Below are 22,266 nucleotides of genomic sequence, written 5' to 3' on the forward strand. Positions count from 1 at the left end.
CGAAAACGAACAATGATTTATTCGTTTTTTAAGCTATCAACTGGATTGGCTAGAGCTGCTTGAATTGCTTTTCCTGAAACTGTACCCAGAGCTATAATGAGTGCAAGGCTTCCTGCCATTAAAAAGACTCCTGCATTAAGAGAAGTAGCATAAGCGAAATTTGCTAGCCATTCGGTCATTATATACCAGGCAATTGGAGAAGAAATGATAAATGCGATAAGAACCAGTTTCAGAAAATCCTGAGATAGTAACATGGTAATATCCAATACAGTAGCGCCAAGTACTTTGCGTACACCAATTTCTTTAGTTCGAGCTGAAGCGGTATAAGCAGCTAATCCTAATAACCCAAGGCAAGCGATAAAAATGGCCAGTAGAGCTGAAACCTGAAAGAAATTGCTAAACCGGGTTTCCTGAACATATTGTTGGTCGTAGTTATCCTCAACAAAGAAGTATTCAAAAGGATTGCCAGGGAAGAAAGCATCGTAGGCCTGGCGTACTTCGGCAAGGTTTTGCTCAAGGTTGTTATTCGTGAATTGCATGGTATAGTAACCACTAGAGTTTTGAGGAATAAAAACCATTGGTTCTATTGGTTGCTGGAGCGATACATGATGGTAATCTTCTACTACACCAATAATTCGATACTCATTCTCACCCCAAAAAAGAGATTTACCTAAAGCATCTTCAGTGGAAGAATATCCTAATTCGGCTACCGATTTTTCATTTACAATTAACTCATCTGAGTCCCAACCCGCATTAATGGCATTTTCATCATAGTTGCGACCCGCAGCCAGTGTCAATTCATAAGCTTCAATGTAATATTGGTCGATAAATAATATAGCGTAGCTCTTCTTTTTTGCTTCTTCATCGTTGTTTTGACCATAAATACCTGATGCATTGAAGTTGTAGCCATTGCCAGGAACATTGTTTGAACCAGAATAGAGGTCGATAAAACTAAAATTTGCTAATTGATCTTTAAAAGCTTCACCCGATTGGTTTTGCCCATCTTTATTAATGGAGGCCCCACGCACTACGATTCTATTGTCGAGACTCATCCCAAGATCTCTTGTCTGCATAAAACTTAGTTGATCAGAAAAGACAAAGGTTACTACAATCAGAATGATGGAAATAGAGAACTGGAATACTACTAGCACCCGGCGCAGACGCAAACCCTTAGTTGAGTTTTTGCTACTTCCTTTCAATACTTCACTCGGTTTAAGAGAGGTAATCACAAAAGCAACATAGCCTCCGGCCGCAATCGTACCTAGTAAAAAGTAAAGAGCTCCGAAAAGCCACACATTTTGACGATTAAGTAACTCTATGGAAAGTTCTCTGTTTATAAGTTGATTAAAGAAAGGTTGAAGCAACTCGACAACTACTATAGACAGAGAGAGGGCTAACAACGAAAAGAGAAAGGTCTCGGTTAGAAACTGTCCCATTAATTGAAGCTTGGATGCCCCGGATGTTTGCTGAATACCCACTTGTTTGGCGCGCTCTAATCCTTGCGCTGTAGAAAGGTTGATATAGTTCGCCCAACCGATAATCATAATCATGATTCCTACACATAAGATGAGTAGTACTTGTCCCATACTTCCTGTGGTAGGGTTGGGATCAGAAACGCTTCCTCCTAAATGAACTTCATTAAATGGCTGAAGGGAGAAAGTTACTTTATCATTTGGTCTCACCGTTTTAGATAGGTCGGTGATGGTTGCTGCAATGTCAGCTGGATTTACAGCATCTTCCAACACGAGGAAATGATGAGCGAACCCACTGTCCCACCCATTAGGGTCAGACCAGCTTCCCGTGTTTTCGCTGAGAGTCGAAAAGGAAAGCATCATATTTGAATTAGTGCTGGATGCATCCGGAACATCTTCAACTACTCCATTGATGGTAAATTCCTTTTCACCAAATTGGTTGTATACAATGAATACTTCTCCAGCCACATTTTCCTGACCAAAAAGCTTGGTTGCCAGGCTTTTTGTAATGACTGCTGTTCCTGGAGCCGAGAGATCTCTTTTACCATCGATTAATTCGGTTGTAAAAACCTCAAAGAACTCCTGGTCGGTATACATACAGGCATTTTCGCGAAAGGGGGTGGGTTCGTTGAGCGCAGGATTGACTGCTTCAACAATTCCGCTGCAAATGCCATCAGCAAAACGTGTTCCATGTTTTACACCAGCGACGTTTTCCTTTACTGCCGGAGCAAGAGCTGGGGGTAGAGACTCACTGATGTTTCCTCGCTCATTTTCTACCAGTATTCTATAGATATCCTCGCTGTTCTCGTGATACTTATTCACGCTAAACTCAAAAGCCACATACTGCAGAATAAAAATGAATGCAGAAATACCCAGTACGAGGCCAGTAGCAGTAATTAAAGTAGAAACCTTTCTCCTCTGGATATTTCTAAATGCAATTTTGAGGTAATTCTTAAACATGACTTGTAGGTATTTAAGCGTTTTTATTCATTCTTCAGGCTATTTACCGGATTCATTCTGGCTATGGAAAAGGCCTGCCAACCGATTGCTAAGAAGGCAATGATCGCGGTTAAAGTTCCCGATAAGATGAAGAGCCAAAGAGTTAGATCAATTTTATAAGCAAACTGTGTAAGCCATTGCTGGGTAGTATACCATGCAATAGGAGTGGCTATGAAAAAGCCAATTAAAACAGGTTTTAAGAAGTCTTTGGAAAGAAGTAACAGAATAGTAGAAGTAGTAGCTCCCAGTACTTTCCGGATACCAATTTCCTTAGTTCGTTGTGAAATGGTAAAGGTGGCCAGGCCTAATAACCCAAGACACGCTATTAAAAGCGCAAGCATGGTGAAATAGTTTAACAGCCTTGCAAACCTGTTTTCAGTTTGATACATAGTTTGAAAGGCATCATCCAAGAAAATAAACTCGAAGGGGTAGCCCGGAGAAAAAGTAGCTACCGTTTCTTCTATGTAAGCCAGAGTTGTTGGAACATCACTTGCATCAATTTTCACAAATATCTTCTGGTACGGGAACCACCAATCTGTTTCAAGAAATAAAGCCAATGGTTCAATTGCCTGATGATAGGAATGGAAATTAAAGTCCTTTACTACACCAGTTATTCTTCCTTCTCTTCCTCTGAATGTAAACGATTTGTCGGTAGCAGTATCCCAACCAAGTTTTCGTTTCATGGCTTCATTAATAATGATCCCTGTTTGTTCATCTGTAGCCATGTCTTTAGAAAAATCTCTTCCCTCAATAATCTCAAGGCCAAATAAGGAGATGAAATCATGCTGAATAGCCGAGCGGTAAACCGTTACTCTTCCTTCAGGTTCCATGCCTTCCCAACCTGTTGCAATGCTGGAGGCCTGGATGTTAATAGGATCAATTTGAGCAGCCGACACCACTTGGATGCTGCTCTTTTTCTCTAATGCATCTTTTAAGATTTCATACTTTTGATACAGATCTCTGTCTTTAATCGAAATAGATACAATCTGCTCTCTTTCAAGTCCTGTAGTAGTTGAACTAATGAAGTTTAATTGCTTGTATATCACCAATGCACCAATTATGAGTGCAATGGTAGCCGTAAACTGAGCACTTACCAATACCTTTTGTAGCATTGGTTTGCCTGATTTACTTACAGAATGTCCTTTAAGGGCTTTTATCGGGTTGAATCGGGACAATACAAAAGCCGGATAAACACCAGCCATGAGACTAACCAGCACACCAACTCCCAAAATGAGAAGAAGAATATAAGGAGCATGTGAAAAGGTCATGGAGATATCACGATTAACTAGAGATCCGAAGTACGGAAGGAATACCTGAACCAGGGCCAGTGCAATAATTACAGCGGCAGAGGTAATTAATAGCGATTCCGTTAGGAATTGGGTAGAAAGTTGCTGCTTCGAAGCACCAATCGACTTTCGAACACCAACCTCCTTAGCTCTTAAAAATGAACGTGCGACAGAAAGGTTAGTGTAGTTAATACAGGCTAATGCAATAATAATTAAAGCAATTGCAGAAAACAGGTACACATATAGGATATTCCCATTAGCCTGGAATTCCCCATTCACTTTCGAGTAAAGATGAATGCCCTTTAAGGGCTGTATAAAATATGCCCCTTTTCGATTTTCTGATTGATCCGCGTGTTCTTGTTCATATTTTTCGGTAACAGCATTTATATTGCTTACCAGATCAGAAGAAGGGGTATTTGAAGCTGTTAGAATATAGGTCAGGTAGCTATTACTTCTCCAGCTTTCCAGGTAGTTGCTTAATTCATGTGAAGAAGTAACGGGTACTATGTAGTCAAAAGATAAATGGCTGTTGGCAGGTACATCACTAAATACCCCTTTTACAACCATAGTTAGTTCTCCGCTGAAATGACCACCTGAGTGAATCACCGAAAAGGCTTGTCCAACAGCATTGGTATTTCCGAAGTACTTTTGAGCTAGTGATTCAGAAAGAAAAATTCCATTTGGGTCTTCAATTCCATTTCCAGTATCTCCCTGAATCAGCTTAAAACTGAAAACATCAAAAAAATCACCAGCTGCAAAAATTCCCGATTCTTCTACACCCTGGTTATCCTTTTTGAAAAAAGAAGTCACCTTTGTGATATTGGTAGCTGCTTTTATATCAGGGATCTCATTTACTAAAGCAGATGAAAGGGGAGCAGAGGTGCTTACCCATTCATCAGATCCAAGGAACTCGGCAGTGAATCCTTTTTTACCTACCCGGTAGATATCTTCATAATTCTCATGGAAAGCATCATAACTCAACTCATGTTGGATGAATAACCCAATCAAAAGAAAAGAAGCCAGGCCTACAGAAAGCCCGAAAACGTTAATGAAAGAGTATCCAGGCTTTTTAAGAAGGTTTCTTAATCCAATTTTTAGATAATTCTTGAACATGACAGAGCTTTTTGAATAGTCGTTTATTCGTCTTTTAGAGTATGAGCCGGGTTTAACAGTGCAGATCTAATGGCTTGAAAGCTGATAGTAAAGAGGGCAATAGCTAAAGCAATTCCTCCACCAACCAAAAATATCCATACACTAATAGGTTTATAATAGGCGAAGCTTTCCAGCCATTTATTCATGCCGAAATAAGCAATGGGTGAAGCTAATAGGAAGGCGATAAGAACGAGTTTTGTGAAATTCGTAGACAGCAAATACACAATTTGAGAAACAGAAGCGCCTAATACTTTTCGGATACCGATTTCCTTTACGCGTTGCTGAATGGTAAATGAAGCTAATCCAAAAAGTCCTAAAGCAGCTATTATGATGGCTAGCAAAGCGAAATAGCTAAATACTTTTCCAAGGCGTTCTTCTCCTTCATATTGCCCGGCAAAATTATCTTCAATCAGATAATAATCGAATGGAAAGTTAGGACGGTAGTTGGCCCAGGTATTTTCGAGGTAAGCAATAGTTTCCTGCTCATAAGCTTCATTATACTTAACCGCAATAGTATTATTCCTTCCGCTCGATATCACAAATACGATTGGAGCGATATCCTGATGAAGAGATTCAAAATGAAAATCGTTTACAACACCTGTAATAAAGCCCTGACGTCCACCATAATTGAATTGTTTCCCTATTGCGTCTTCTGAAGAACTATATCCTAATCGGTTTATAGACGATTCGTTAAGTATGAATGCTTCTGATGAATCACTGGCCAGATTGATGTCAAAATTTCTACCAGCAACTATTTCCAGTCCAAATAAATCAAGGAAGTTATGACTGATATGGATATCAGCAATTCTAAAGTTTACAGTAACAAGTTCTCCGTCTATTTCGGCTGATGCGCCCTGGGAATCGAGTAAGCGTCCGGATGGAACTCTGCTTTGCATTGATACATCGAGTATCCCCGGTTGTTGAAGCAATCGGTTTCTTATATCTGCATAATTCATCTCTATTTCAGGGCTAACCGGTACTACCGCAATGTTATCCTTATTGAAACCAAGCTCCTTTTCCTGGATGTAATCCAATTGATTGTAGACAACCCCCATGCTGGCAATTAAAGAAATTGAGATGGTGAATTGGAGAACTACTAATCCCGAACGAAACCATTTATGCTTTCCTCCTGATTTGAACGATCCTTTTAATACTACCGCAGGTTGGAAAGAAGAGAGGAACAGGGCAGGATAACTGCCAGCTACCAGGCCAATAAAAACGACAATACTCAGAAGTCCCAAAGTCCAACGCATATCAGAGAAATAATTCAGAACCAGCTCCTTTTCCACAAAATTATTGAAGTAGGGGATCAGGACTTCTATGAATATGATGCCAAGAACTAAAGCCATAAAGGCTAGAAGGAATGATTCGCCCATAAATTGACGAACCAACGAGGTACGTTCAGCTCCCATTACTTTTCTAAGTCCTACTTCATTTGCTCTTCTCGCAGATCGGGCAGTCGATAGGTTCATGAAATTGATGCACGCGATCAATAGGATAAAAATAGCTACCGCAGTATAGATATATACATACTCTATGTTTCCATTTGCTTCAATTTCAGAATCAAGATGAGAGTGAAGATGTATGTCGGTAACATTCATCAAATGGAGCTTCATAAAGTCTGATGCCTGAATCCCGTCATCAAATTGATCAGGAGGAAAAGCCTTGTTCATGATGGCAGGAAATTTGGCTTCCAGTTCTTCTGGATTGGTTTGTTCAGACAATAAGAGATAGGTTGAGAAATTATTACTTCCAAAGTTTTGCATCATCTGTTCATAGCCACCATAGAATTGAACAACTGGTTCCATAGAGGCTAGGAAATCAAATTTGAAGTGCGAGTTTTCAGGCACATCCTCAATTACTCCATTAACCTGGAAAACCATTTCAGTACCTTGACTGGAGAAATCAAGCGCTTTACCTATTGGATCTTCATCGCCAAAATAAACTTCCGCCATACTTTGGGTTATCACTAACCCATCTGGTGAAGTCAAAGCAGTAGCAGGATTTCCTTTTACCATATTCCAGGAGAAGACTTCAAAAACATCATGATCAGCAAAAAAGAATCTATCCTGAACAAGGTTCTTATTTTGGTAGCTGATAAGTGGAGAAACATCAAAGAAGCGTACCGCATTAAGTACGTCATCCGGATACTCTTCTTTTATCATTTCTGCAAAGGGAGGAGCAACATGTCCAAGATGAAGACTTGTTTCTCCGTCTCGATTTTGCCACTCACGCGATACCCGGTAAATACGATCCGAGTCGTCATGATATTTATCATAACTCAATTCATCTGTAATGAACAGAAGAATGAGGATGAAGGCTGTGATTCCGAGAGCCAGTCCAAAAATATTTATGAACGAATATCCCGGGTTTTTAATCAGATTTCGAATCGCAATTTTAAAGTAATTTTTGAGCATGGCAGCAGAATCCTGGGTTAGTGTTTGTTACACATGAAAGCCTTCTTTCATGTTTTCTGTCACTACATGTCCATCGAAGAGGTGGATAATTCTGGTCGCAAAATCGGCGTCATGAGGAGAGTGAGTTACCATTACAATAGTAGTACCTGCTTCATTTAACTCTTCAAGAAGTTTCATCACTTCGTTGCCATGGTCCGAATCGAGGTTACCGGTAGGCTCATCGGCAAGAATAAGCTTGGCATTAGCAACTACAGCCCGCGCAATAGCAACTCGCTGCTGTTGACCACCAGAAAGCTGTTGCGGAAAGTGATTTCTCCTGTGCATCATATTCATTCGCTCAAGAGCAGCTTCTGCTTTTTCTTTTCTTTCATTGGAATTCATGCCCAAATACAATAGGGGTAGCTCAACATTTTCAAATACTGTTAACTCATCAATCAAGTTGAAGCTTTGGAATACAAAACCGATGTTCCCTTTTCTGAGTTGAGCTCTTTCTCTTTCGCTGTAAGCAGAAACCTCATGTCCCAAAAAGTGATATTCACCTTCACTTGGGTTATCAAGAAGTCCCATGATATTCAAGAGGGTAGATTTACCACATCCCGAAGGTCCCATTATGGCTACGAATTCACCTTCCTTGATTTCAACATTCACATTATTAAGAGCGGTAGTTTCCACATCTTCTGTTATGTATAGTTTTTTTAGATTTTTGGCCTGTATCATTTTGAATCGGTTTGGTTGTTAATTTTTTTTGTATGAATTAGTTCGGATATAGTATCGTCAATGTTCAATGTTCAATGTTCAATGTTCAATGTTCAATGTTCAATGTTCAATGTTCAATGTTCAATGTTCAATGTTCAATGTTCAATGTTCAATGTTCAATGTTCAATGTTCAATGTTCAATGTTCAATGTTCAATGTTCAATGTTCAATGTTCATCATTGCAAATTGAGAACCTCGTTATCTCCAAAAGTGTCGTAACTCGAGATAATTACTTTGTCTCCGGGGCTTAATCCAGAAATGACTTCGAAGTAATCAGGGTTTTGCTGTCCCAACCTGATATTAGTTCGCACTGCTTGCTGTTCGTCTTCATCCAGTTTATACACCCAGCTTCCTCCCGAAGAGTTGAAGAAACCTCCTCGTTCTAATAACACTGCAGTAGAAGTGTCTCCAAGTTCTAATCTAATCCGTACTCTTTGTCCTCTTCTTATCCTGGATGGGGTCTCGCCCTGGAATTCCATATCCACCTGAAATTGCCCATTGGCAATAACAGGATACACTTTTGTAATAGCCAGGTCGTAAGACTCGCCTGCAAAATCAAAGGATCCTCTAAGTCCTGTAGTAATTCTGGAAAGGTGAAATTCATCGACACCAACCCTTACTTTAAAGTTATCCAGCATATCTACCTGACCGATTCGCTCACTTCTATTTATAGATTGTCCTTGTTGTAACTCAATCGTGGTAAGTTGACCATCTATAGGAGCGGTGATTATTAAATTGTCTAAAATTTCTTGTACTGCATTTAGACTTCTCCACATCCTTTGTTCAGATTCATCCAGTTGTCGAAGTTGACTAATAGTTTGAAGGGAATCTTTTAAAAATGACTCATAGGTGAGCTCATATCTTTTTTCTTCGTATTTAAAATTCTCCTTAGTCTCTTCATATTCTTCTCTCGAGATCAGATTTTCATTGAAAAGCCTTTGTTGACGTTCGTAACGAGGACGTAGAACATCCAGCTGATACTCAGCATTGGCTAGCTGTTCCTTGATTCGTAGACTATTTTGCTCAAGGTTAAGCCGTGAATTCCTCACATTGTTAATCTGATCATATAACCCGGCCTCTTGCTGCAAAACCTGTAGCTGGAGATTTGAATTCGATAGAACAACGATTGTATCTCCTGGTTGAACATTAGTACCCGTTTCCAGGACTACCCTTTGAACAGTACCACCTTCAATGGCATCCAGAAAAATAGTATTGATTGGCTGGATGTTTCCGGTTACTTGGATGAACTCCTGAAAAGAGTCTTCCGCGATCGTAGTGATTGTAAGTTTTTCTCTGTCCACATTTAAGGTTGATCTGAAATCAGCGAACCAAAAACTATAAACAAAGAAAGCTATTACTACTACACCAAGTACCAGACCAATTATTCGATTGGTTGTCCAGGTTTTCTTTTTGATTTTTCTATCCATTCCCATGATAAAATTGTAAACCGTTTGGTTTTAATATTTTCTTTATCGGCTTAATTCAACTACTGTGCCAAATGTAACCTACCATCATTAATGGGCATTAAAGGCCATATAGTGGTTTTTGATTGTACATTTTGATACACTTGGTGTCCGATTTCGAACACCTCAGATTGACCAAAAGCTGGTTTAAAAAGAATTGAGGAAGATCAGGGTTCTAAAATCAAATTAGGTATAGTCTTTGTATTTCTGGAGGCGAAGTTCAAAGATCAAAAAGAAAACCAAAGAACATGGATGTAAAACAGGGCCGAATATTAGTTGTCGATGATGATACAGATGTACTTCAGGCAGCCAGGCTTTTTTTGAAACAACACGTAGCCTTGGTAGAGACTGAAAAGGATCCGAAATCGATACCAACCCTTCTCAAAAATGGTAGCTATGATCTAATCCTCCTGGACATGAATTTTACAGAAGACGTTAGCAGTGGAGAGGAAGGGTTTTACTGGCTCAATAAGATTCTTGAAATCGATTCTTCGATTGCTGTAATCCTGATCACTGCTTATGGTGATGTTGATAAAGCAGTTCGAGCGGTAAAGAACGGAGCAACTGATTTTGTTCTTAAACCCTGGCAAAATGAAAAACTGCTTACAACGGTTTCATCTGCATTGAAACTTACTTCCAGTCTTAGGCAAGTGGTAGCGCTTAAGGAACAACAAAAACAACTCAGCAGTGATATTGATACACATTACAGAGATATCATAGGTCGCAGTCCAGCAATGATGGAAGTTTTTCAGACCATAGAAAAAGTTGCTTCAACAGATGCAAATGTGCTCATACTCGGTGAAAATGGAACGGGAAAAGAAATGATAGCCCGAGCTCTCCATAGACGGTCTCAAAGAAAGGAGAATGTATTTATTAATGTAGATATGGGAGCTATATCTGAAAATCTTTTCGAAAGTGAACTATTTGGATATGTTAAAGGAGCCTTTACCGATGCAAAAGAAGATCGGGCAGGGAGATTTGAAGTAGCTAATGGCGGGACACTTTTTTTGGATGAGATAGGTAATCTTCCTCTTGCGTTGCAAGCCAAATTACTTACTGTGTTACAAAGTCGAAGAGTAAATCGGGTTGGCGCAGTTACATCAAAGCCTATAAATATTCGCTTGGTGTGTGCCACTAATCAGTCGGTGAATGATATGGTTTCCAAAGGGGAGTTTCGTCAGGACTTACTTTTTAGGATTAATACTATCGAGATTCATCTTCCTCCTCTGAGAGAAAGAAAAGAAGACGTCGAACTGCTTCTTAATCACTTTACAAAGTTGTACTCGAGCAAGTACAAAAAGAAAACGAAACTCATTGACAAGGCTACGCTCGCAAAGTTATCCAGCTATTCATGGCCGGGTAATGTACGAGAGCTTCAACACGCGGTTGAACGTGCGGTAATTATGGCTGAATCTGATGTACTGCTTCCATCAGACTTCCTATTGAATGATGTACAGGAAGAAACTGAACAGGTTCAAATTGAGGACTATAATCTTGAGGAAGTAGAAAAAATGGTACTCCGGAAGGCCTTAAGAAAGCACGAAGGTAATATTTCAAAAGCAGCTGAGGAATTGGGTTTAACCCGAGCTTCCCTATATAGAAGGTTAGAGAAATATGGCCTTTAACCGGAGTATGAAAACATGATAGGCCGATTCAGGATAGGTGTTATTTTAAGAGTGCTCTTTCTCTTTGTAATGATGGGAGTATTTAGTGTACTCATATTCAGTACCGAGTATTATATAAGTAGTTCACTGATAGGGTTAATTGTCATTTTCCAGGTGTTTAATCTTGTCCGGTTTGTTGAGACAACTAATAAACAATTACATCGTTTTTTTGAAGCCATCAGCTATAATGATTTTTCTCAGACTTTTACTAATCAGGAAAAGAATAATTCCTTTGCACAGCTAAATGATGCTTTTAATACCATCATTGAAAAGTTTAAAAACGAAAGAGCAAAAGGAGAAGAAAGTTTCAGGTATCTACAAACGGTTGTACAACATATTGGAATTGGCTTATTCTCTTATAATCAAAAAGGCGAGATAGAGCTTTTTAATACGGCAGCTAAACGGTTATTGGATACCTCTATATTCAGGAATATTGAACAGCTTAGAACGATTAATGAGGGATTATACAATACTATAACTGGGTTGAAGAGCGGATCCAGAACCTTACAAAACTGTAAGATTGGTGCCGATAAGCTTCAATTAGCTATTTACGCTACCGAGTTTAGGATGAAAGGAGATAACTACAAATTAATCTCTCTTCAAAATATTTCATCGGAACTAGATGAAAAAGAAATGGAGGCCTGGCAAAACCTGACCCAGGTATTGGCGCATGAAATCATGAATTCTATTACTCCAATAGCATCTCTTTCAGATACTGTTAACTCAATGTTGATGGGGGATGTATTTGGCTCTGAAGATCCTGAACCCATACCACCAGAAACACTTCGGGATGTAAAAGATGCATTAGGCACTATAAATAAGAGAAGCCTTGGGCTAATGAGATTTGTGAACTCCTATCGGAATATCACCCAAATACCAACTCCCATTTTTGAAGTGCTTCTGGTTAAGGATATTCTTAATCGAGTACGTAACCTGATGAAGGGTGAAGCCGCTAAGCGAAGGGTAACCGTTGAAATTGAAGTTGAACCTGAAACCCTAGAAATAACAGCTGATTCCCAGCTCATAGATCAGGCACTTATTAACATTGTAAAAAATGCATTTAAGGCACTTTCGGAAAGGTCTAACCCAAAGATCATTCTTCGCGGAAAGATAGATAGTTCAGGGAAGATTGTAATTGAGATTGAGGATAATGGACCAGGAATAAAAGACTCGGTTAAGGAGAAGATTTTCGTTCCCTTTTATACTACCAGCAAGTCTAATACAGAAAATGGTGGCTCAGGGATTGGCTTGAGTTTATCCCGTCAAATAATGAGAATGCACCGTGGAACTTTAAATGTTACAGAAAGCAGGGAAGGGTGTACTATATTTTCCTTAAGATTTTAGGATTGTGCATGATAAAATCCTACGTTAATAATTTTGTAAAACCAGTAACAATAGACTGCTGTCATCGTAGGGCATCGAGTTTGAATTCAATACAAAAATCGCATAGTGTTTAGTAAAGGTTCCTACATAATTTTCATAATTGGGGTAATTGGTGCCGTTGCTTTCTGGTTTCTTAGAGATCAGATAGACTTTAATGCGAATGGCCCGGTAAAACAAAGTGGTACTTCCATTGAGAATATGATTTTTGATATGTCCCCTATGTTGGGCTTCTCAATGGACAGCCTCGGGATTGCATCTACATTCCAACAGCATAGTGGATATATAAACAGTTTAAAAGATTCATTGGATGAAGAAATAACTCCTTCTCGAATGAATAAGAATAACGTTCATTCACAAAGTTGGGTGAGCGTTATTGCGCAAAAGGAGGGGCTCGGGCAATCAATTTTTGATCCTAACGGTGTATTTAGTCAGGGTAAGCTTACCATTCGCACCTCTAATTATGGAAGGGTAATACGCTTTCAAAATAATGAAGGTTTTTCGAATCCTACTTTTGTTCAGGGAGATTCAATTGAAGCAGTTGCTACCTCTGTGGTAGGGGATGTATTCGGCTATCCGCTAGATGATTATATACTGGTACAAAATCAGTATACCGATACGCTCTCACTGGAAAATTCTATTACTCTTGAAAATGAGATACAAACCGTTCCACAACTAAATACTCAAAATGGTAATGGAGATAATGAAATAGAAATATCCTGGGTAAGGAAACCAGGAGTAACAAGTGGCCCCGAGCAGTTATCTATTTCTTTAACGACTGTTGTGAAAGAGTTTGAGTCATTAAATGGGTTTACCACTCGTTTCGGGTATTCGATAAATAATTTTTCTGCCAAGAATGAACTTGAACCAGATAACTTAAATGTTGCTGGAGATGGCACTCTCAGTGCTTTTCAGATTGCGTTCTTTAGCACTGCTCTGCTGATTACAGTTCTGGTTTTTATAGTAGGCATTCGAAATATTTTTAAAGGTAAGGTGGAATGGCGTAGAGCGTTATTCGTCTTTTTTGCCATCTCTATTACTTATTTGGGATGGCGCAGTATTTATTTTTGGAGTGTATTTGGCGATTTCCACGATACTAATACTGTATTTCTTTTAATACTCAATAACTTATTGACAGGCTTAATTTTGGGCCTGTATGCAGCAGTTGCCTATATAAGTTGGGAAGCTTTTGCAAGGAGCCAGAAAAATGGCCAGGTAGAATTAATGGATGCTTTCTGGCAGCGTAAGTTTTTTGTTCGGGAAACAGGAACAGCATTAGTTAATGGCTTCTTTATCGGGTGTATACTTCTTGGATTATTTGCACTGATTCTTTTTGTTCAGAATTCATATTTCAGCCAAAATGATAGTCAGTTCGGATTTACTGAAGCGGCAATTAAAGTGCGGATTTTAACCATTAATATGAGTGCCTGGTCTACTATCTGGTTGGTAGGATTTGCCCAAATTGGTTTTGTTTATGGTTTCTGTAAACATTGGATCAAAAACAGTTGGCTCTCAATCATTATTACTATTCTTTTCTCATCAATATCACTCACTGTGTTGGGAAGAGTGTTTGCTACCCCACTAACATTCTATGGTGATTTTTTAATTTTTATAGCTCTGGGATTCCTTCTGGTAATCGTTTACGAAAGGTATGGAATCATAACCGTGAATACAGCTTTATGGGTATTTACAGCTGTTATTATGATGATGCCTTATGTAGGCTCAAGCGATATTGAAATGGCGTCCACATGGTGGGTGCAGGGCTTCTTGGTTGCCGGGGTTCCTCTATTTGGGTTTATAAGTCATAAGTATGGAATGCCTGTGGCTGAAGTTGGAGACTACATTCCGGAATATCAGGAGCGTATTGCCCAACATATGCGAGTCGAAAAGGAAATCGAAATTGCCAGGGAAAGCCAGTATAAGCTCATGCCTTTGCAGCCGCCATCAGGTGAAGGATTTGATGTATATGGTTTCTTTCTGCCTTCCTTTGAAGTAGGAGGAGATTACTTTGATTATGTTCTTACAAAAAACGAAGACGGTTCTCCCAATACTTTAACCATGGTTGTTGTAGATGTGTCTGGGAAAGCAATGCGAGCAGCAATGCCTGCCATTTTTACCAGCGGTTTATTGCTTTCCAGAATGAAGGATGACACTCCGGATCGGATACTTACAGATGTTAATGAGCCAATTTTTACAAGAACGGATAAGCGTACATTTATCACATGTGCGATGGCCCAATACAACCTTGCCACGAAAACCATTTCAGTAGTTAATGCCGGGCATTGCAAACCAATTATTAAGAGAAACGGAGCTGCAGATTTTATTCAAACTCCAGAACCAAGGCTACCATTAGGGTTCAAATCAGATACAAAGTATCATGCACAGGAATTCAAGCTAAAAAAGGGAGATGTATTCCTTCTCTATTCTGATGGCTTACCTGAAGCTGCTAATGAAAAAGGAGAACGCTTTGGCTTTGATGAAGTTCCGAGATTATTGGAACGGATTCATACTGAAAACTTGTCTTCTAACGAAATAGCCCAGGAGATAAAACGCACTGTTCAGAAATTCAGCAATTATCAACTTGCTGATGATACAACAGTTATTTGCCTGAAAGTGTAATTGGCATCTGCCAGTTTTACACCACCGGATACTTTGGCGTAATCTTTGGGATTGTAGTACCAGTCAATCAACCTCAAAAACTAAATCGATGGCTCAAGAACCTAATTTCGAACTCAATCTGCCTCCACAGTTTGAGCGAATTACCAAGAACATCCGGTTAATCATTATTGGATTTATCGCGCTAGCCGCGGTCTTTTCCTCTTTCTTTACGGTCGAACCTGAAGAAGTAGGCATAATTACCCGTTTTGGAGAATATCAAAGACAAGCAGAACCGGGACTGAATTTTAAAATTCCGTTCATTGAAAATCTTCAGCTTGTACCAATCAGAAGACAATTAAAACAAGAATTCGGTTATCGAACACTAGAAGCAGGTGTTAATTCTACTTACCGAAAAGCTGGTTATGGTGGCGAATCCATCATGCTAACTGGTGATCTGAATTTGGGAGATGTAGAATGGGTGGTCCAATACCGAATAGACGACCCCTATAATTTCCTCTATAAAGTAAGGGAAAGTGAAGCTACACTTAGAGATGTATCAGAAGCTGCAATGCGACAAGTTGTTGGAGATCGGACGGTAGATGAAGTAATTACAGAAGGACGGGCTGAACTCGCAATCGCTGCTCAGGAAATTCTTCAGGAAATAGTTAAAGAATACGAAATGGGGATCAAGATAGATCAGATCCTTATTCAAGATGTTAATCCTCCAGATCCGGTTAAGCCCTCTTATAATGGAGTAAACGAAGCGGAGCAACAAAGGGAAACATTAATCAACCAGGCTCGGGCAGATTATAACCGTGTAATTCCTAGGGCATCAGGTGAAGCTGAGCAAACTATCCAACAAGCCGAAGGTTATGCGCTTGATAGAGTAAATCGTGCTCAGGGTGAGGTTTCTCGTTTCAATGATATCTATGAAGAGTTTATTAAAGCACCAGAGATTACCAAGCAAAGGATTTTCTTAGAGACGATGGAAGATATACTTCCAAAAATGGGGCAGAAGATTATTACTGATGAAGAAGGTAATAGTGTGATTCCCTTATTACAGCTACAGATGCAAGGTGCCCGAAGTACCTCAGGAACTAACCAATAATTTTCAAAAATTAAGATCATGAAAGAATTAAAAGGTATAATCTTTTTAGTAGTTTTGGGAGTTTTAGCGTTAGTACTCTCTCAAACTTTGTACGTAGTAAGTGAGACCAATCAGGTTATAGTCACTCAATTTGGTAAGCCCACCGGAGAAGCTGTTACCAATCCAGGCTTACACATTAAGATCCCATTTCTTCAAAAAGCGAACTATTTCGAAAAGCGATATTTAGAATGGGATGGTGATCCAAACCAGGTTCCAACCAAGGATAAAGTATTTATCTTTGTTGATACCTATGCTCGTTGGAGAATTACCGATCCTCTCAGGTATTTTGAGCGATTAGGATTTGAGCAACAGGCACAATCCAGACTGGATGATATTCTGGATGGGGAAACAAGAAATGCCGTGGCATCACATAATTTAATCGAATTGATACGGAACTCGAACAGGCCTCTTGAAGCATCTTCGGATATATCAGATGTTGTTCAGGACACACTTCAATCAATAGTAGTAGGAAGGGAGGAAATTCAAGATCAGATTGTTGAACTTGCAAACCAACGTACTGCAGACCTTGGAATAGAAGTACTCGACTTTAGATTTAAGCGTATTAACTATGCTGAAGAAGTGCGACGTACAGTCTATGACCGAATGATTTCTGAACGAAACAGAATTGCAGATAAATTCAGATCGGAAGGCCAGGGTGAATCATCCCGAATAAATGGTGAGAAAGATCGTGAATTATTGCGCATTCAGTCGGAAGCATTTAGAGAAGCGGAGACTATTAGAGGTAGGGCGGATGCTGAAGCCGCTGCTATTTATAATGAGGCTTACAATAAAACAGCTTCTGCTCGTGAGCTATATGCTTTTCTAAAAAGTATGGAGGCATATAGAAACACTATCGATTCCGAAACTTCATTGATTATTTCAACCGACAGTGAGTTTTATAAGTATTTAAACTCTATCGAAGACTAATACTCGGATTGATATTCTTAAAAGCACGAATGACATCATTCGTGCTTTTTTTATTTTTTTCACTGTTACTCAAATAGCTATCTTGAATAAAAATAAGTTCGGCTATAGTGAATTTTAAAGAACTACTTCCTAAACTGGATCCAAATCTTAGGATTGAGTATCGGTTATTTGATATAACTCTTTTCCTTACCGTAGTAGTTTTTGCATTTTGGACTATTTACTCGATTGCAGCAAACTACACCCCAATAATTAAGACAGTATATATTGTCTGTTTTATAATCTATACCGGGATTTATGTGTTCTATAAAATTGGTGTTTCGTTCAAAGTTGCTACTGCGGTTTACTATAGTTTTGCTCTCTTGATGCTGATATATGCCTGGTTACCTGCAGGAGGGATAACTGGTGCTATTGTACAAATGTTTATTCTGGTTTTTGTTTCAGGTTTGATGGTGCTTCATCTTCGTGCCTATCTCGCATTTGTCGCAGCCTGTTTGGTTATTATTCTTATCTATTCCTATCAGGAGATGACTGTCCCTAATCTGGCGGTTGCATATACCAGTGAAATAGCTCGTATAAGAGACTTATCGATAACAAGCTTTATCACATTATGTGTGCTTGCTTATGCACTTTTCGTTTTTAAGAGAGCATATTCCAGAGACAGGAAAAAGCTTAAGGGAACTATCCTGGAACTAGCTGAAGAAAAAGAAAAGGCAATGTCGGCAGATAAAGCGAAGTCCGATTTTCTAGCTACAATCAGTCATGAAATGAGAACCCCTTTAAACGGGATTGTAGGATTATCAGAACTCTTACAAGAGACGTCTCTCGATGATGAGCAAAAAGATTTAGTATCCAGTTTGTCTTATAGCAGCGAGTTACTTCATAGTTTAATCAGTGATATCCTGGATGTAACCCTTATAGAAAGTGGAAAATTGGCATTTCAGGCAAGCGAGATTGAAGTTCAAAAAGATATTGAGCGTCTCATAAAACTGGTAAAACCAAGAGTAGATAAAAAGGAAGGAAAGGTAGATCTGATTATTAATCATGACAAGAAAATCCCAAAAGTATTAATAGGAGATGTACTCCGGTTTCGTCAGATACTTCTCAATCTCATTAACAATGCTATCAAATTTACTAATGAAGGGCAGGTTACGATTAAGTCAGAATTGATAGACATCGCCGGGGAAAACGCAGAAATAAAATTCTCTGTAATTGATACTGGCGTTGGAATTTCGGAAGAAGCTCAAGCTAACTTATTCAGCAAATTTTATAAGGGTAGTACAGATAGAAATATTGAAGGAACTGGATTGGGATTATCTATTTCAAAAAAATTAGTATCATTAATGGGCGGTGAAATCGGCTTTGAATCTGAAGAAGGAGCAGGCTCTGAATTTTGGTTTCAGCTGCCGTTTATGATCGGCGAAGAAAAGAAGCTTGAGGTTGACAAACAACAATTGGAAGGACTAACTATGGAAACTTTGCAGATTTTAGTTGCAGAGGATGTGCGTATTAATAGAATCGTAATTCGAAAGATGCTGGAAGGTTTTGGAATAGCAACCATTGATGAAGCAGAACATGGAGAAGAAGCAGTTCAAATGGCAAAATCTAAAGCTTATGATATCATTTTAATGGATATGCAGATGCCCGTTATGGACGGTTTTGAAGCTTCTGAATTAATTAAAAAAGATACCTCTGACAATAAGAAGCCGGTCATTTTAGCAATAACTGCTAATGCACTTATGAATGATCAGGAAAAATATACACGAGCTGGAATTGATGGTTTTGTGAGTAAACCTATAACAAAAGAAATGCTCAAGGAAGCGTTAGGTAAGTACCTGAACTAAACGGCTGCATAGTTTTCAAATTCCATATCCAATAATTTACTGAGTACAATCTTAGCTCCCTTCGTATTAATTTGAGCTCCGAGCTTAATTAGTATACTGTATAGTCCTGTATGAACACGGCTGGTATATAAGAAGTGTTTAGAGCCTCGCAACTCATTAGATAAAGGCGCTTCTTTTGTGAAATGCCGAATCTCCTCATCGAATTTAGGGTCACTGAAATCAAACACATCATATCTATATGGTTTAGAAAACATGATCCCATAATTTCGTGCGAAGTTATAGTATTCCTCTTCCCGTTCCTGTGTTTCTGATTCCGGATTAATAACATCCAGTTTGATATATAAATCTCTAATAGCTTCGAGATCGTTAGCCAGGTGAGTGGGGAGTAACTTTAAGTAATTTTTGAAGAACTCATCCGGGAAAAGCTTTACACATCCAAAATCGATCACTCCTAGTTTTCCATCGTAAGTGAATAGGAAATTACCTGGATGGGTATCTGCATGTACATACCCGCCTACTCTTATTTCTTCATGGAAAAAGTCCCATATCATTTGGCCAAAATGATTACGCTCTTCCTGGGAAGGGTTTTCTTTTAGAAACTCGCCAAGGTGCCTTCCTTCAATAAAGCTCATGCAAAGCACTTTTTCAGTAGAATATTGTTGAATCCATTTTGGGATTTGTATGACTTCATTTCCGAATCTTCTCCTGAACTCATCAATTTGAGAACCCTCATGGATATAATCAGTCTCTTCCATCAAAGTATTTTTGATCTCATTAAAATAAGGGTCTATATCCTGCCCTTTTTTTATGATTCGTTTTGCTAAAGACTTAGCCACTGCCATATCGGAATTGATGGTTTCCCTTACATTTGGATACTGAATCTTTACAGCAACTTTTTGGCCATCTTTAAGTTCAGCACGATGTACCTGTCCAATAGAAGCTGCCGCAAATGCTTGGGTGTCAAATTTCTTGAAGATCTTTTCCGGGTAGTCTCCTAGCTCTCTTTTGATTATAGTTCGAACCAGAGCCTTATTAATAGGAGGTACGGAATATTGTGCCTGGCTCATTACCTCAGCGAATTCCTCTGGTAGAAAGCCCTGATCCATGCTCATTCCTTGGGCTATCTTGAGTGCAGTACCTCTTAGCTTAGTAAATTCCTTAAAAACTTCTTTAGCGTTGTTTGTATGGAATTCTTTGTCATCTATTTCATTCCCTTTTACTTTCTTCTTTATATACCGCTGAGCATAATTAGTACCCACCTTAATACCCGTCTTCGCGATTATTTTTCCTCGTTCAAATTTTGAGGATGGAAAATCACTCATTATCAGTAACCTCACTTTTATTATCAGAAAACATGTCTTTTAAACAATCTCCAAATAGAGGAATATTATCCCCCATTCCTATGGTGCCAAACATATACTTGGCAAGATCAAATCCCTTGTCTATGGCTTTATTGTAAATAGTTTCCTCAAAGAGAGAAGTTAGTTTATCGACAAGAGCTAGAGTGTTTTCTTTCTGATCTGACTTATCATTTAACCAGAATTTTACCAGGAATAAATATTGGCTGGTAAGCAGAGAGTAGAAATAATCCTTCATGAAAAAGCCTGCACTTACAGCAATATTTCCGTCGGAAGTGAGAAAATCTTTAAACAAAGCAGAAACTTCTTTATGAAATTCTGATCGTGAGCCCTTACTGAAGACAAATTTATGATAGGTATCATCAGCAAATCCACCTTCATCAGTTAGCATATCAAAAAGGGTATAAATGAAGTTTGAAAACTTCTCAGAAATTGAATAGCTCTCAAAGTCCTCAATTTCCTCTATCATTGCCCAGTATTGGTAAATCAAAGCCGGGTAATAGAATGATAGAATGGCATTTTTATTCGGGAAGTAAGAATAGATTTCAGATGCACTAAGTCCGGTTTTATCTACTAAATCCGGGATACTTAGTTTTTGTTTGGCTTCATAAAGTTCTACCGCCGCCCAGGTAATCTCGATCTTCTTATTAATTTTCTCTGCACTCATGATGATTTAATTTCGAACGTTAACAAATCGATTACAACAGAAGTTCGTTCTGCATAAAAAATAGCGTACTTTACTTTCTTTAGTTCCAAAATTTAATTCATGTAGTCTATGGATCATAAAAGAGATGCACTGTTTCTGACTCTTTCGGGTATTTTTCTAACCTCATTGGTACTGGGAAACGTAATTGGAACGACAAAGTTTGTAACTATTTTCACCATTGATATGCCTGGCTGGTTGCAGGCTATAACTCCTGAATTGGTGAGGAACGGGAGTATTTATTCAATGAGTGTTCCTGCCGGTTTGATTGCCTATCCGTTTACTTTTTTAGCGACAGATTTAATCTCTGAATTATTTGGTCGGAAAAAGGCGCAACTCATTGTTTGGGTAGGATTTTCTATGAACTTCTTTATGCTATTCTTGATGTCAGTAAATCATTGGCTCCCAAATTCAGCAGGAGTTAGTGGTGGATTGGACTTATTCGAGGGAGTTTATGAGTTCATGGTTGGGAATGTAATTGCTAGTATGATCGCCTATCTAATTGCACAAAGTGTAGACGTTCGCCTTTTCCATTTTTGGAAGAAGAAAACAAAAGGAAAGCATCTTTGGTTACGAAATAATGGATCCACAATGTTTAGCCAATTGATCGATTCAACTGCCATTATTACTATTCTATATGTGGCAGGTAATTTAGGCGATAGTATCAATTCCATTCCGGCTGTAATAATTCTGATTCTCAACTCTTATCTCTTCAAGTTTTTCTTTGCCCTATTTGATACTCCATTAATGTATTTGGGAGTAAAATTGTTTAGCAGATTTGAAGAGGATCCTGAGGTAAGTCGATCTTATTAGCGGCTTATAAAAACATCTCTAAATTTTCTTCAAAAAAAAGAAAATTTATTCTCTTTTCGGTTTGCAAATTATAACAGCTTCGCCGTACCTTTGTAATCCTTTCGAGGAAACGAAATCGCTGGTTTAAAACGCAAGTTTAGGTCAGCTTTTTTTGTCTCCGAAAGTTGTTCCTTGAAATAATGTAGAAGCAAAAAACAGATTGTTTGTGCGAGCTTTATATAAGCTCTGAAATTCTTTTGAATGAGGAGAGCGTAGGGTCGGCTCACAGAGTATAAATTTTTATTACAATGG

General features: G+C 38.7%; 14 protein-coding genes. 7 read left to right on the forward strand and 7 right to left on the reverse strand.

Going from position 1 to position 22,266, the window contains the following annotated elements:
- Nucleotides 1-17: 17 nt before the first annotated feature.
- From ED557_15860 to ED557_15880, 5 genes are all read right to left on the reverse strand, one after another.
- The gene (locus tag ED557_15860) at nt 18-2,432 is read right to left on the reverse strand and encodes an ABC transporter permease (GenBank protein ID RNC79298.1); all 2,415 of its coding nucleotides are present in this window, start codon (nt 2,430-2,432) and stop codon (nt 18-20) included.
- Nucleotides 2,433-2,455: 23 nt separating this feature from the next.
- A complete protein-coding gene (locus ED557_15865) occupies nt 2,456-4,870 on the reverse strand; it encodes an ABC transporter permease (protein ID RNC79299.1) in 2,415 nt (804 codons plus the stop codon).
- Between the two features lie 23 nt (nt 4,871-4,893).
- On the reverse strand, nt 4,894-7,326 hold the full coding sequence (locus ED557_15870) for an FtsX-like permease family protein (GenBank protein RNC79300.1): 2,433 nt from the start codon (nt 7,324-7,326) through the stop codon (nt 4,894-4,896).
- Between the two features lie 27 nt (nt 7,327-7,353).
- On the reverse strand, nt 7,354-8,043 hold the full coding sequence (locus tag ED557_15875; GenBank protein RNC79301.1) for an ABC transporter ATP-binding protein: 690 nt from the start codon (nt 8,041-8,043) through the stop codon (nt 7,354-7,356).
- A gap of 214 nt (nt 8,044-8,257) precedes the next feature.
- Complete coding sequence (locus ED557_15880) at nt 8,258-9,514, reverse strand: HlyD family efflux transporter periplasmic adaptor subunit (GenBank protein ID RNC79302.1); 1,257 nt, start codon at nt 9,512-9,514, stop codon at nt 8,258-8,260.
- Nucleotides 9,515-9,792: 278 nt separating this feature from the next.
- Between ED557_15880 and ED557_15885 the strand changes: the two genes are divergently transcribed.
- The 6 genes from ED557_15885 (at nt 9,793) to ED557_15910 (ending at nt 19,101) form a co-directional block, all read left to right on the forward strand.
- Nucleotides 9,793-11,169: a sigma-54-dependent Fis family transcriptional regulator gene (locus ED557_15885; GenBank protein ID RNC79303.1), complete on the forward strand. Its 1,377-nt coding sequence runs from the start codon at nt 9,793-9,795 to the stop codon at nt 11,167-11,169.
- A gap of 15 nt (nt 11,170-11,184) precedes the next feature.
- Nucleotides 11,185-12,552: a sensor histidine kinase gene (locus ED557_15890; protein ID RNC79304.1), complete on the forward strand. Its 1,368-nt coding sequence runs from the start codon at nt 11,185-11,187 to the stop codon at nt 12,550-12,552.
- Between the two features lie 237 nt (nt 12,553-12,789).
- Nucleotides 12,790-15,207: a serine/threonine-protein phosphatase gene (locus tag ED557_15895; GenBank protein ID RNC79313.1), complete on the forward strand. Its 2,418-nt coding sequence runs from the start codon at nt 12,790-12,792 to the stop codon at nt 15,205-15,207.
- A gap of 88 nt (nt 15,208-15,295) precedes the next feature.
- Nucleotides 15,296-16,294 carry an FtsH protease activity modulator HflK gene (gene hflK / locus ED557_15900; protein ID RNC79305.1) on the forward strand — a complete coding sequence of 333 codons (999 nt, stop codon included), beginning with the start codon at nt 15,296-15,298 and terminating at the stop codon, nt 16,292-16,294.
- Between the two features lie 18 nt (nt 16,295-16,312).
- Nucleotides 16,313-17,260, forward strand: coding sequence for a protease modulator HflC (gene hflC / locus ED557_15905; protein ID RNC79306.1), 948 nt, complete (start codon nt 16,313-16,315; stop codon nt 17,258-17,260).
- Between the two features lie 107 nt (nt 17,261-17,367).
- The gene (locus ED557_15910; protein ID RNC79307.1) at nt 17,368-19,101 is read left to right on the forward strand and encodes a response regulator; all 1,734 of its coding nucleotides are present in this window, start codon (nt 17,368-17,370) and stop codon (nt 19,099-19,101) included.
- On the opposite strand, the gene ED557_15915 is transcribed toward ED557_15910, so the two are convergent.
- Both ED557_15915 and ED557_15920 read right to left on the reverse strand, forming a co-directional pair.
- On the reverse strand, nt 19,098-20,423 hold the full coding sequence (locus ED557_15915) for an AarF/ABC1/UbiB kinase family protein (protein RNC79308.1): 1,326 nt from the start codon (nt 20,421-20,423) through the stop codon (nt 19,098-19,100). The two genes, ED557_15910 and ED557_15915, sit on opposite strands and share 4 nt — an antisense overlap.
- On the reverse strand, nt 20,416-21,126 hold the full coding sequence (locus ED557_15920) for a TetR/AcrR family transcriptional regulator (protein ID RNC79309.1): 711 nt from the start codon (nt 21,124-21,126) through the stop codon (nt 20,416-20,418). The genes ED557_15915 and ED557_15920 overlap by 8 nt, the downstream gene beginning before the upstream one ends.
- Nucleotides 21,127-21,234: 108 nt before the next feature.
- Here ED557_15920 and ED557_15925 point away from each other — a divergent pair, with 108 nt between their 5' ends.
- Nucleotides 21,235-21,975: a VUT family protein gene (locus ED557_15925; protein RNC79310.1), complete on the forward strand. Its 741-nt coding sequence runs from the start codon at nt 21,235-21,237 to the stop codon at nt 21,973-21,975.
- Nucleotides 21,976-22,266 lie beyond the last annotated feature (291 nt).

The sequence above is a fragment of the Balneola sp. genome (assembly GCA_003712055.1).
Classification (GTDB): Bacteria; Bacteroidota; Rhodothermia; order Balneolales; family Balneolaceae; genus RHLJ01.

Coding starts and splice junctions, on each gene's coding strand:
- ED557_15920 (RNC79309.1), bottom strand. CDS start 21,126: ATGAGTGCAGAGAAAATTAATAAGAAGATCGAGATTACCTGGGCGGCG.
- ED557_15895 (RNC79313.1), top strand. CDS start 12,790: ATGATTTTTGATATGTCCCCTATGTTGGGCTTCTCAATGGACAGCCTC.
- ED557_15865 (RNC79299.1), bottom strand. CDS start 4,870: ATGTTCAAGAATTATCTAAAAATTGGATTAAGAAACCTTCTTAAAAAG.
- ED557_15915 (RNC79308.1), bottom strand. CDS start 20,423: ATGAGTGATTTTCCATCCTCAAAATTTGAACGAGGAAAAATAATCGCG.
- hflC (RNC79306.1), top strand. CDS start 16,313: ATGAAAGAATTAAAAGGTATAATCTTTTTAGTAGTTTTGGGAGTTTTA.
- ED557_15880 (RNC79302.1), bottom strand. CDS start 9,514: ATGGGAATGGATAGAAAAATCAAAAAGAAAACCTGGACAACCAATCGA.
- ED557_15885 (RNC79303.1), top strand. CDS start 9,793: ATGGATGTAAAACAGGGCCGAATATTAGTTGTCGATGATGATACAGAT.
- ED557_15860 (RNC79298.1), bottom strand. CDS start 2,432: ATGTTTAAGAATTACCTCAAAATTGCATTTAGAAATATCCAGAGGAGA.
- ED557_15890 (RNC79304.1), top strand. CDS start 11,185: ATGATAGGCCGATTCAGGATAGGTGTTATTTTAAGAGTGCTCTTTCTC.
- ED557_15875 (RNC79301.1), bottom strand. CDS start 8,043: ATGATACAGGCCAAAAATCTAAAAAAACTATACATAACAGAAGATGTG.
- ED557_15925 (RNC79310.1), top strand. CDS start 21,235: ATGGATCATAAAAGAGATGCACTGTTTCTGACTCTTTCGGGTATTTTT.
- ED557_15870 (RNC79300.1), bottom strand. CDS start 7,326: ATGCTCAAAAATTACTTTAAAATTGCGATTCGAAATCTGATTAAAAAC.
- hflK (RNC79305.1), top strand. CDS start 15,296: ATGGCTCAAGAACCTAATTTCGAACTCAATCTGCCTCCACAGTTTGAG.